The sequence below is a fragment of the Syntrophales bacterium genome, assembly GCA_026417625.1.
Taxonomy (GTDB): Bacteria; Desulfobacterota; Syntrophia; order Syntrophales; family UBA8958; genus JAOACW01.
In genome coordinates, this window is the sequence record JAOACW010000007.1 from 14,612 (window position 1) to 26,826 (window position 12,215).

Annotated in this window: 11 protein-coding genes; 3 read left to right on the top strand and 8 right to left on the bottom strand. The window is 42.6% G+C overall.

Annotated elements, in window-relative coordinates; genetic code table 11:
* Positions 1 to 19: 19 nt before the first annotated feature.
* The 5 genes from N2317_05945 to N2317_05965 form a co-directional block, all read right to left on the bottom strand.
* The gene (locus N2317_05945; GenBank protein ID MCX7817032.1) at positions 20 to 1,198 is read right to left on the bottom strand and encodes a hydrogenase small subunit; all 1,179 of its coding nucleotides are present in this window, start codon (positions 1,196 to 1,198) and stop codon (positions 20 to 22) included.
* 152 nt (positions 1,199 to 1,350) lie between these two features.
* Entirely contained in the window at positions 1,351 to 2,004 is a 654-nt protein-coding gene (locus N2317_05950; GenBank protein ID MCX7817033.1) for an acyloxyacyl hydrolase, read from the bottom strand.
* Positions 1,994 to 2,389, bottom strand: a complete 396-nt coding sequence (locus tag N2317_05955; protein MCX7817034.1) for a DUF2703 domain-containing protein — start codon at positions 2,387 to 2,389, stop codon at positions 1,994 to 1,996. Before N2317_05955 ends, N2317_05950 begins: the two co-directional genes overlap by 11 nt.
* Positions 2,390 to 2,422: 33 nt before the next feature.
* Complete coding sequence (locus tag N2317_05960) at positions 2,423 to 3,886, bottom strand: 4Fe-4S binding protein (protein MCX7817035.1); 1,464 nt, start codon at positions 3,884 to 3,886, stop codon at positions 2,423 to 2,425.
* 23 nt (positions 3,887 to 3,909) lie between these two features.
* Complete coding sequence (locus N2317_05965; protein MCX7817036.1) at positions 3,910 to 4,917, bottom strand: DUF362 domain-containing protein; 1,008 nt, start codon at positions 4,915 to 4,917, stop codon at positions 3,910 to 3,912.
* 25 nt (positions 4,918 to 4,942) lie between these two features.
* On the opposite strand from N2317_05965, the gene N2317_05970 reads away from it, so the two are divergent.
* From N2317_05970 to N2317_05980, 3 genes are all read left to right on the top strand, one after another.
* Positions 4,943 to 6,091 carry an acyl-CoA dehydrogenase family protein gene (locus tag N2317_05970; protein ID MCX7817037.1) on the top strand — a complete coding sequence of 383 codons (1,149 nt, stop codon included), beginning with the start codon at positions 4,943 to 4,945 and terminating at the stop codon, positions 6,089 to 6,091.
* Entirely contained in the window at positions 6,076 to 7,017 is a 942-nt protein-coding gene (locus N2317_05975) for a MoxR family ATPase (protein ID MCX7817038.1), read from the top strand. The genes N2317_05970 and N2317_05975 overlap by 16 nt, the downstream gene beginning before the upstream one ends.
* 89 nt (positions 7,018 to 7,106) lie before the next feature.
* Entirely contained in the window at positions 7,107 to 9,533 is a 2,427-nt protein-coding gene (locus tag N2317_05980) for a PAS domain S-box protein (protein ID MCX7817039.1), read from the top strand.
* On the opposite strand, the gene N2317_05985 is transcribed toward N2317_05980, so the two are convergent.
* From N2317_05985 to N2317_05995, 3 genes are all read right to left on the bottom strand, one after another.
* Entirely contained in the window at positions 9,515 to 10,243 is a 729-nt protein-coding gene (locus N2317_05985) for a lytic transglycosylase domain-containing protein (protein MCX7817040.1), read from the bottom strand. The genes N2317_05980 and N2317_05985 overlap by 19 nt on opposite strands.
* Before the next feature lie 97 nt (positions 10,244 to 10,340).
* Positions 10,341 to 11,843 (bottom strand): response regulator, encoded by a 1,503-nt coding sequence (locus N2317_05990; GenBank protein ID MCX7817041.1) that lies wholly within the window; start codon positions 11,841 to 11,843, stop codon positions 10,341 to 10,343.
* Between the two features lie 12 nt (positions 11,844 to 11,855).
* Entirely contained in the window at positions 11,856 to 12,074 is a 219-nt protein-coding gene (locus tag N2317_05995; GenBank protein MCX7817042.1) for a hypothetical protein, read from the bottom strand.
* Between the last annotated feature and the right edge of the window lie 141 nt (positions 12,075 to 12,215).

Consider the following 12,215-nt stretch of genomic DNA (forward strand, 5'->3'; position numbering starts at 1 on the left):
TCCTGGTAGATTATCCCTTTTAATGTTTCTCTTCTTTCTCTTCCTCATCTTTTCGGCGCACCGCAGTGAGCACACCGTGCGCTGCTACACCAGCCACAGTAGCTGCCGTCAGCAGTAACCCGATATTATCCACCGTCCGTTCACCCCCACCGATGGTAGCTTCGTGAACAGGCTTCTCATAGGGAGCCATGGTATCCCAGAAACCTGTCTCCGTACATCCTATGCAACCGTGACCAGCCATAACCGGCCACGAGATGTGATCATTGAAACGGAGATGAGGGCAGTTGGCATACGTGTATGGACCTTTACAACCTACCTTGTACAAACACCACCCTTTCCTTGCACCCTCATCACCCCACTGCTCCACAAACTCACCGGCATCATAATGAGGTCGTCTTTCGCAGAAATCATGTACCCGTTTCCCATATGCCCATAGCGGTCGCCCCTGATTGTCAAGGGGTGGCATACTACCGAACATTATGAAATAGAGTAACGTTCCTGTGAAATTCACCGTGTTAGGAGGACATCCCGCTATATTAACTGTAGAAATGCCCAATGCCTTTGCTGCCCCCACTGCGTCGGTAGGATTGGGTCGCGCAGATGGGATCCCTCCCCACACAGCACAAGCTCCGAGGGCTATATTTGCCGCTGCCTTTGCAGTAACCTTCTTTCCTATAGCCAATCCCGTTTCTCCTTTTGGCCCGAGGCGGAGATACTGGCCACCCATTCCCCTAGGTATGGCCCCTTCGATCACACAAACATATTTGCCAGCGAAGTGTTCCATTGCATCTTCCAAACATTTCTCTGCCTGGTATCCTGCCGCAGCCATAATTGTTTCATGGTACTCCAGAGATATAGTTTCCAGTAGTATATCATCCACATTTGGATAAGATGAACGCAAGATCGCTTCACTGCAACCCGTACATTCTGCAAAGTGGAGCCAGATTACCGGCAAGCGGCTGAAATTCTCCGCTGCTCTTGCCACCATTGGTTTAAACACAGGTGGCAACATTAAAGCGGCCGTCATAATACCTGTCCATTTGAGGAAATCCCTTCTAGAAATACCCCTCTCCCTGAGCAGTGCATGGAAGTCTTCCCTGGGTTCAGGATACTCCCTCTCAAATTGATCCATTCGCACCTTACACTGCTCTAACAAACGGTCATAATGCTCTCTTACGATTTTTTCATAATCACCCATAAAAAAGCCCCCTCATATGATATTCACACCCAACGAAATTGGCTGCTGGAAGCGCGGGTGTTTTCGCTTTCGGTTCGGCGCAAAGCCTCTGGTTTGTTAGCAATATTCAAAAGCAATTGCAACTTTTTTTTCGATTCCGCCAGGAGATACATTCAAAAAAACACGCTGTAACCCACAACAGCTAAGTGAACATCAATGCCCCCATTGGGTTTTGAAAACCCGGCATTTGATAGGTGCCTTATGCGATAACCGATATTGAGGGCGCATTTTTCACCCACAAACACGTACATGCCAACACCAAACGACTCAGAAAAGAGAAGACCGTTGGCCTGTTCTTGTGTTACAATAGAAATGTATGATGGCCCAAGAATCCCCAGAACGTAACCGTGAAGGTTTCCATGAAGGGGATACATATACTTCAGCCCCAAACCCACACCACATTCAAAATCGGTGTTCGGTTGGGATACATAGCTGAAATGAGGTTCGATAAGGGCTATCAACGTACCTCTATGTCCCTTCAAAAAATCAAAGTAAGCGAAGTTCTTGAGATCAACACCAAAATGACCCATTACCAGAAATGGTACGTAATGTCCCTCCGGCAGACTACCCCTCCCTATCCCAGCAAAAAAACCCCTTTCCGTAAAAAGAGGATTTCTATCAGCTACTTTACGATTTGCACCTGAAACTACATGGTTTTCCTCGCATAACGGCAGACGAGGGAAAAAGCATGAAAGGAGAAAGATAAGTACAAAAAAAAAGATCCTTACATGAAAAGTGGAATTAAATTCCCTTTTTCTAAAAGCCATCTAGTTTTTTTCCATCAACAGCAATCAGTGCAGCCTTAACGATCAATTCGGAAGGGATGGATTCGTATACACTTCCCCCAATATTCACAGTTCTACAACTGTAAGAACCACAGACGTCACAACATGGACTTTCAGCCTCCGAACCAGAAAGGAGATCTTCAATGGGTATCCCATTTATCCAAATACGATTGGAACTTAAAGGATTCTTTCTGAATTCATCGAAGGTAAGCACATCCTTTTCAAGAACCACCTCAATCCCCCGGGGACGAAGCATAACCGAGAGCAAGTCTTTCGCCTTTTCCAGTTCCTCTTCCGTAGACCCGCACCGTCCACAGGTCCTTCCATCCACCAACAATCTTTGCCATTTGATGGTTAATTTCTTCATGGTTGTCCGCTATAACACATGTTCATTCCACCGTCAACCCCGGGCAGAAACACTCACCACTTCAATGGCAGGCTTTCCTAATACAGGACACTTGTTCTCGCACATTCCACAACCTACACACCGCTCTTCATCAACAACAGGCCGCTTTAGCACCATTTTACCTCCCTTTTCGTCCTTTACCAGAACCGTCTCCAACCTAATCGACTTCTTAGAGGTAGGACAAACTTCTTCACAAACTATACAGGGTACTGAAAAAGCATAGGGTAAACACCTATCTTTGGAAATGATGGCCACACCTATTTTTGTCCTCTTCTTCTCTTCGAGGGTCAAACGTCTAATTGCACCGGTAGGGCATACCTGGCCACAGAGCGTACAGTGATACTCGCAGTAACCGAGTCGGGGATAAAGAACAGGAGTCCACAATCCTTCCAAACCAGATTCCAAAATAGCTGGCTGGAGTCCATTGGTAGGACAAACCTTCATGCAGGCTCCACATCTTACGCACTTTTGTAAAAAATCACTCTCTACAACCCCTGGCGGTCGGAGACAACTCCTCTTACTCCCCGGCAACACTTTAAATAGCGGAAAAACAATAACTCCAGCAACAGCGGCGAGAACCAAACGGCGTGGGAAAAAATTTCCTGTAGCAGGTGGTTTTTCCCATCGGTAGCAAAAACGTATTGCCCGTTCTGGGCAGAGTTTTAGACAACTACCACATATATAACACTCAGTCTTGTCCATCCTCCCGGGACAGCCTTTCTTGCATAGACCACACCCATTGCAGTTTTCATCCTGAACCAACTTAAGAGGGGATAGAAGAGAAATGAAACCAAAGAAAGCTCCAAGGGGACAGACATACCTACACCAGAAACGAGTTCTGACGAAATTCAAAGTCAAAATACCCCCGAAAATAACACCCATCAGAAACCCCTGCTTAAAAAAGGGGGGCTGAAGGGTGATCTTCTCCCGCAAAGTTTCGCGAACAGGGCCTAAAAATTCCGACATAAGGGGAAAATTCATAAGAATATCAACTATGTTACCAAAGAGAGGGTACACCGAGATTGTCAGGGTCCTCACAAGCAATGCAAGAGGATCAAAAAAACCTATAAACTGCAAAGAGAAAAGGGATGTCACTATTAAAAAAACAAGTAAGGTGTATTTCAGCCAACAAAGGTTCAGAGTCTTTCGGGCCCACCTACCACTGAAAAAGCCAACAAAATCGCTAATGGTTCCCAAAGGACAGATCCAACCACAGAAAAATCTCCCTAAGAAAACAGAAGCCAGTAAAATTACTAAAGCAAGATGGGGGAACACCTCCAACTTTCGAGTAGCCAAGCTCGTACTTATGAAAATCAGAGGATCCATATCAAGGAAGATTTTTACCGGGTATTCCACCTCTTCAGAACCACTGTATCTCGTAAAGAGGAAAAAAAGGAGAAACAGGAGAAAAAAAACACACTGGGTAGCGATACGTCCTTTCTTAATATCGAGAGTCAAAGCTATGGAACCTCAGAGTTTATTCAAACGTAAACCCTCGATATTTTAAGCTTTCCGATATCCATAGTACCGAGACGCGCCTCATGACCGAGTCTTATGTAACCTATGTCACGACCCTTCATTCCGAAAAGAGAAGCACCAAAAGCGTCAACTGCCACTTGATCCGTCCCCACCACTACTGTATTTAGGGTCACAACATCAGAAAGGTCGCCACCCTGGGGTCCGTTGGCCACAAGGATCCGTACTGCATCCAGTACCACAAGGACAGGTTTGACCGTTAAAGACACATCGACTATACTCTCATTGATTCGTTGGTGGAGTAATCCTCTCCATCCTCCCATAATACCAAGCCAGTTCTTCATCCCGAGGGTGAGTCCCGTAAGACCATGCGTTTTAGCCACGGGAACATTTATAATTTTATCAGCCTCTATGACATCCATGTAAAGAGGCCAGGTTTTAAAAGCATAACCTGGTAGCTTCACTTCTCGAAATCTCCGTTCATCGATAAAACTTACAACCCCTCCCACAGCTGAAACTGCATCGGCAATTCCACTTCTTTTATAACACCGCTGTGGATGAGCCACAGAACGATCAAAGACTTTCACCTTTTTTGCTCCCGCTTCATAACACATCCTTACAATTGCAGCTACGACTTCAGGATTGGTATTGGCGGCGTATTCGGGGGTCCTGTCCCAACCTATATTGGGCTTTACAACTACCACATCATCCCGGGATATGAATCTCTCCATACCACCTATAGCGTTTACCGCCGCTCGTGTCACTAATGTGGGGGATTTTCCCTGTGCAACCACTATATCGGGCCTTTCTTTGACCCTTCCAAGAGCTGAAATGGGGGGTGCAAAAAATTCGAACCAAAGAGCACTGGAAGCGAAGACAGCAAATCGGAGGAAATCCCTCCTATTTAACGCAATATCTAGCTTCCTGACCGTTTTTAATAGTAACCTAAGAAAGGCGGTATCCCCCACAAGGCAGTTATTCTCGTTTGACCACAAATTATTTGACGTACCCATGTCAGTTATGCGATTAAATTATGTTATGTATGTATTTTCGCAAATTACCTCCGACATGCTGAGACTTAAGAATGATGCATCAGAGTTTGCGAGCAAGTATATCAAACCTCTAACCCTAAATAAAAGCAGAGAATTCCCTTTAGATCTATGGAACGTTATAGGAGAAGCAGGATTTCTCGGGCTCCTTATACCTAAAGAATACGGAGGTTCAGAAAAAGGTTACCTTGGGATGTGTCTCGTGGGCGAATCACTTGTGGCCAGTGGTCACAATCTTGGTCTTGTCCTATCGATAATTGTGCACAATGTTATTGCAAAGCTCGTATTTGATGATATCTCCTCTGAAAATATCAAGGATAAGTACTTGAGCCGCATTGCGTCCGGTCTATCCACTGTATCTTTTGCAATCTCCGAACCAGAAGTCGGTGCCCACCCAAAATACTTAAAAACAACCGCGGTAAAGAAAGAAGGAGGATTCTCAATAAGTGGTGAGAAATCTCACGTAACGAACGGTCCTATAGCTGATTATTTCGTTGTCATTGCCATAACGGGCACTTCCGGTTATAGAAAAATGTTTTCCGCATTTATCGTCCCTTGTAATGCAGATGGCCTTACTCTAACGCAGGGGATCCCTGTCAATTCTCTTCATCCAAGCCCCCACTGTGGTATAAAACTTGAGAACTGCTGGGTATCTGAAGATAATACAGTAATAGAAAATCACGCTTACGAGAAGTTGGTCATACCATTTCGTAGTGCCGAAGATGTTGGACTAATGGGACCTATACTGGGAGGGATGTCATACCAGCTATCCCATGTTGTTGAAAAATTGAAAGAGCATAATCGTATTAAAAATATAGGTGAGGCCGGCACGGAAACCCTGGGGCACATAGCCTACCTAGACCATACCTTGAGGCTCATCGCCTATGAGACAGCATTAATACTGGATAAAAAAGAAGGAAAACATGACGTAACCCCCTTTGTTTTGTCGTTCCGCGCTCTATCCAGACGGCGCAGCAAGATCATTGAACGCTTCGTAACTAAAAATAATATTCCAGTATGCGATGATTATGAAATCATCACAAGAGATTTGTGGCAGCTTATAAAGTTGGCTTCAAATGTGCTATTATTGAAACAACGAAAAATAGGCGAGGAAACCATAAGATGCCATCAACCCTAGATCAAAAATTTTCTTCAATAGAAGCAGTGCAAAAAGGTTTTAGAGAAATTTCTTACATAACAAGCAGACATGTAGCGACAACCGTATATCTAGCATACCATTTGGAAAAACCCATTTTGGTAGAGGGTCCTGCCGGAGTCGGAAAAACAGAACTGGCCAAAACTACGGCACAATACCTGGGCTTACCGCTAATAAGACTTCAGTGTTACGAGGGTCTTGATGAAGCAAAAGCACTGTACGAATGGAAATACGGAAAACAGCTGCTATACACGCAACTCCTCAAGGACAAACTTGACAGCATCATCAGTACTGAAGAGAGCTTCACGGCTTCCATCGAAAAGCTACACAGATACGACGACATATTCTTCTCCTATGAATTTCTGGAACCCCGACCCCTATTAAAAGCGTTACAGCAGCGGGAGGGATCCGTTCTACTAGTAGATGAAATTGACAAGGCGGATGATGAATTTGAAGCCTTCCTTTTGGAAATACTCTCCGATTACCAGGTAACCATCCCCGAGATAGGAACTGTAAAGGCTGTGTCAAAACCTTTTGTCTTTCTAACAAGTAACAACACCCGGGAGTTAAGTGAAGCACTGAAAAGACGTTGCCTCCATCTGTTTATACCGTTCCCAACACCAGAATTGGAAAGAGAGATTATACGCGTACGTGTCCCCGGCATAGGGGAACGTCTCAACCACCAAATAGTTACCTTCATTCACGAGGTCCGGAAGCTCAATCTAAAAAAACTCCCCTCCATCAGTGAGACACTGGATTGGGCAAAGGTACTTCTCATGCTCAATGCAGAGTCGTTGAATCCCGAACTAGTGAAAGAAACACTCAATATTTTTTTAAAAAATGAAGAAGACATAGGCGTTGTGGAAGAAAAAAGGTACGAGCTGACAGCTATTGCCACAAAAAAGTAAACCTATTGGGAGAAATTTTCAAAATCTCGTAATGGAATTATACAAATCGGAACAATATTTGCATTAAGTAATATATCTGGGGTTATCAGATGAAACTTTTTGATGTTCTTAATAGTCCACGTTACGGTGCACAATCCAACGAAGACATTGAAGTCCTGCGGGAGATTGTAAACTACTACCGATCTCTCATTGCTATAATGCCCGGTATCGTTTACCGTCTTGACGATCAAGGTAGAATAATAAGCATTTCTGATGGTATCAAACAGCTCGGCTACGAACCAGATGAGCTAATTGGCAAACCTTTTGTAGACCTCATTCATCCTCAAGACCGATTCAAATCACCGTACAACTTCGTTGAGAAAAGCATAGGGGAAAGGAGAATAAAAAATCTTGAAGTGAGATTTCTAGTCAAAAGTACGGGCAATCTTAACAATGAGATAACTTACAGAACCATGCTCCTCAATGCAAGAGGTCAATGGAACGTTCCTGATGAAGAGATCCACAGAAAGGATAAAAAATTCATCTGCACCCAGGGTATTGCCGTAGATATCACCGAACAGAAAAAAACAGCATTACATTTAAAACAGGCAGCTGAAAATTTCCGTAACTTCATTGAGGAGTCAACGCTAGGAATCCGCATAGTAACTCCTGAAGGCAAAACAATCTATGCAAATAAAGCTTTCCTGGATCTTTACGGTTACGATGATTTAGAGGAATTCAAAAGGACACCAGTTGAACAACGTTACACAAAAGAATCACTGGAGCTCCATTACAAAAGAAGAGAACTTAGAAAGAAAGGCATAGCAGATCCTTCTGAATATGAAGTGGATATTATCCGAAAGGACGGGCAGGTGAGACACCTCAAAGTCTTTCGTAAAGCGATACAGTGGGATAACAACTGGCACTATCAGGTGATTTACGAAGACCAGACAGAACTGAAAAAGGCTCACGAATTCCTTTCGAAAAAAGAGAAATTTTTTAGAGCCATTATCGAAAATACGTCGGATGTTATTCTCATCATTAACGAAAATGGGTTCATAAGCTACGTAAGCCCTTCCGTTGTGACTATACTTGACTACCAGCTTGACGAGCTCATAGAAAAAGAACTGTGGGCCATCGTCGCAGATGAAGACATTCCCCGACTAAAAGCAGAAATAGAGGTGGCTTTTTCCACGCAAGAGACTCCGATCCCAATTCATTGCCGTTGCAAAACCAAACGTGGTACACAAAAATTTTTATCCGGAGTGGCAAAAAACCTTTCTCATATTTCAGCTGTCGGTGGGATGATCATTAACTTACGGGATGTTACAGAAGAAAAACGCGCAGAAGATGAGAAACGCCGGCTTGAATCGCAGCTCATTCAGGCTCGCAAAATGGAAGCTATAGGGACATTGGCAGCCGGCATTGCTCACGAGTTTAACAATCTACTCATGGGCATTCAGGGCTACACCTCTCTTATGCTTCTAAGTACCGATATTTCCCATGCGCATTACGAGAAACTTCGCGGTATTGAAAAACAGGTACAAATCGGCGCGGAACTAACAAAGCAGCTCCTTGCTTTTTCTAGACAGGGGCGTTACGAAGTGGAACCAACAGATCTAAACAGGTTGATCAGTAGAATGGTATCCATATTCGGGAAAACAAAAAAAGAAATCCGTTTCCACGAAAATTATCAAGAAGGTTTGTACCTCATCGACGCTGATCAGGGTCAGATGGAACAAGTTTTTTTAAATCTCTTAATCAATGCCTCGCAGTCTATGCCCGCCGGAGGTAATGTTTACGTTAAAACAGAAAATATTTTCATTGACACCTCCTTTGCAGCACCATACAAAATTCCACCTGGAAACTACGTAAAGATAACCTTCAAGGATACAGGAACTGGAATAGACGAAGAAACAAAAAAGAGAATCTTTGAACCTTTCTTTACAACAAAAGAAATGGGTAGAGGAACAGGTCTCGGTCTAGCAACAATATACGGTATAATAAAAGGACATAGTGGATTCATTGACGTAGAAAGCGAACCTGGACAAGGTACCACCTTTATAATTTACCTGCCAGCATCTAAGCGATCATCAACATTGCGAAATAATAATCTAAGGGAAGAAACCGCAAGAGGCAACGAAACAATACTCGTTATTGACGATGAAAGAACGGTATTGGAAGTAACAGCAGAAATGCTTGCGAGTCTTGGTTACAGAGTTTTGACAGCTGAAAATGGAGAATCAGCGCTGACAATTTTTAGCGAAAAAAACAAAGAGATACAACTCATTATCATGGACATGATAATGCCAGATATTAGTGCCGCGGAGCTTTATGAACGGATAAGAGAAATCAATCCTGAGGTTAAAGTGATTTTAGCCAGCGGCTATAGCATGAATGGTCTAGCCAGATCTATTTTAGAAAAAGGGGTTAAAGCTTTCATCCAAAAACCTTACCGCCTGAGCGAGCTTTCAACAAAAGTAAGAAACGTCCTCGATGAATCGACAGCGAATACCTTTTACACAGTTAATGAATAAAGTCTCAACACTTTAGAAACGTAATTTCTTGTTTCTTCAGGCATTTTATCAAAATATTCATCGACATTACCTGGACCCCAGTTATAAGCAGCTAAGGCCTTTATCAGGTCCCCACCGTATCTATCAATGAGTCTCCTTAAATAGGAGGTTCCAGCCATGATGTTTTCCACAGGATTATAGGGATCACTTACGCCTAACTCTTTAGCCGTCTCAGGCATCAGTTGCATAAGACCCATCGCACCTTTAGGGGAAACGGCATCCACCCTAAATGCACTTTCTACCTGAATAACACTTTTTATCAAAGCCTCATCAATACCGTATTTTTTCGATGCTTCTTCAATGATACTATCGAACGGTGTAGAAAACTGATAACCCCCGAGTTCCTCAAAACGTTGACGATAATTTGACATTGAGAGATACTTTTTTACTCCGGCAAGAAACATTTCATTCCGAGAAACACCTTCTTCAGCAAGATCTCCCATCTCTTTTAACGTAAGGGATACACAGTGTCGCCTCCAAAAAAACCGCAAATAACTTTCACTGGCAACTCTTTCTAAATCAACGGGGGAGTTAAGAATATCTTTTAATAAACATTTGAAATTACTTGTATTTTTTTCTTTACATCCATTAAATATTTTCTCTTGATTACTCGCTTTTGGTTCCACAACCTGATTAACTTTGCCGATGGATTTGCTACAATCAATACTCATTAAAATACTCTCCACCCTCTTCTAATTTACCCAAAAGAGCCAAATCAAATTTCATGCCATATTGGAATAACAAAACGGGGTTCAATTGGGAGAGTTTTTACTCTGGAGAGGCAACTGCCTTTTTAAAATATTCGAAAATCTGAGGGTCAAATTGGCTACCAATATTTCGCTCAATTTCTTTAATCGCCCAGCCTCTATCCTGGGCCATTCTGTATGGACGGTTATTAGTCATGGCATCATAAGCATCAGCCATAGCTATAATACGAGAAAGGAGGGGAATATCTTCACCACATAGATTGGTAGGATAACCTTTACCATCCCATCTCTCGTGGTGATGAAGTATGATCTTTCTCTCTTTTTCAAAAAGAGCAATGGAAGCAAGCATTTTTTCTCCTATCTCTGAATGCGTTTTTATAATGGAATACTCCTCTTCGGTGAGTTTCCCTTTTTTTAATAAAATGGAATCAGGAATTCCAATCTTCCCGATATCATGAAGAGAAGCGGCGATTTTCAAAGTTTCCATGTCCTGTTCAGGAAGACCCAACAACTTTGCAGTCTCGAGAGAAACTTTTGTGACGCGCATACAATGCTGCTCTGTATAGTCATCCCTCAACTGAATAGACGAAATGAGAGCACGGAAAGTATCAAGGACGTTACTGTATAGACTCTCGTACAGAAGTCTGTTTTCTATGTTAAGGGATGCTCTTCTTGCCAAACTTGTCACATAGTGCAAATCCTTACTACCAAAGGAACCCATATAGGGTTTTCTTTTGACAGTGAGCACTCCAAACACATACCCCCTTATGGTCAGTGGTACCACAATTAGAGAAGGTGAAATTTCCGGCAATTCAAAAGAATTAACTAACAGGGCTTCCTTTTTTTCAAAAACTTGATACAGAAATGGAGTTAATGCCTCTGGCGGGATATCTTCTTTCACAACTCCATAAGTCGTTCGCAGCACTTTAGTGTAAAAATCACCAATTTGTGAATCGTATATCACTATCCTGCATACATCACCATCCACTACCCTTATAGCCAATTCCGCCATTTTGCTAAATATCTCCTCATTGTTTCCCTCAAGATTCTCGAGTGATTCGTAAATGTAACTCTGAATAGAATAATCAAAGGATTTTTTCTCCGCAGATTGGAAAACTCCCGAAGTATCAGAGTGACTTTCCAAATCTAAACATTTTGACCTTAGACAAACGTCAACCTTGTAAGTTAATTCGTTCAACTGAAAAGGTTTAGGGAGAAAATCTACCGCTCCCAATTTCAAAGCATTAACAGCAATATCAGTTGCTGGTTTTGCAGTAATAACGATGACAGAAGTACTTGGGGATACCTCCTTCAACCGCTGAAGAAGATTTATCCCATCTATATATGGCATTACAATATCAGTGATAACAAGATCAAACTGGTCCTCCTTTATTATCTTCAATGCTTCATTTCCATTGCGAGCCTCACATATGTATCTGTATCCATGCTGCTTAAGCTCTTCTACTATAAGTTCTCTAGTGGAATCATCATCATCAACAACCAGAATCCTTCGAGTGTAAACCGATACATCATCTGGAACAGTCTGCAAAATCACAGGAACCACTATCGAAATTCCTTACTTAGGAGATCTTTTTTTACTTAAGAGATCAAGCAAACTGTAAGAAATCTTGGAAAAACCTTCGGCCTTCAAGTTCTCATCTCTGGATAACGTTACTGTGTCTACATGCTGATCCCGCGGGAGAACTTCGTCACCATTCTCAAAACGAACATGACTTCTCGTATGTTTAGTATACGTTTTTATTACAGCATCCACCTGATAAGAAGAGATTGTCACGTACACACCTCTCTTCGAGTTAACTACTACCGCATTTCATTAATCGGCATACTGCCATTTAAACTTTAGCTCAAATTTTCCTAATTTTTAACCTCGTATGGCACAGTATTTGATGTTTGGATTTCTTCAAAAAGAAAAGGA

Bases quoted from the DNA above. Each gene is read 5' to 3' on its own strand.
- N2317_05945 (MCX7817032.1), bottom strand. From the start codon at position 1,198: ATGGGTGATTATGAAAAAATCGTAAGAGAGCATTATGACCGTTTGTTA.
- N2317_05950 (MCX7817033.1), bottom strand. From the start codon at position 2,004: ATGGCTTTTAGAAAAAGGGAATTTAATTCCACTTTTCATGTAAGGATC.
- N2317_05955 (MCX7817034.1), bottom strand. From the start codon at position 2,389: ATGAAGAAATTAACCATCAAATGGCAAAGATTGTTGGTGGATGGAAGG.
- N2317_05965 (MCX7817036.1), bottom strand. From the start codon at position 4,917: ATGGGTACGTCAAATAATTTGTGGTCAAACGAGAATAACTGCCTTGTG.
- N2317_05970 (MCX7817037.1), top strand. From the start codon at position 4,943: ATGTATGTATTTTCGCAAATTACCTCCGACATGCTGAGACTTAAGAAT.
- N2317_05975 (MCX7817038.1), top strand. From the start codon at position 6,076: ATGCCATCAACCCTAGATCAAAAATTTTCTTCAATAGAAGCAGTGCAA.
- N2317_05980 (MCX7817039.1), top strand. From the start codon at position 7,107: ATGAAACTTTTTGATGTTCTTAATAGTCCACGTTACGGTGCACAATCC.
- N2317_05985 (MCX7817040.1), bottom strand. From the start codon at position 10,243: ATGAGTATTGATTGTAGCAAATCCATCGGCAAAGTTAATCAGGTTGTG.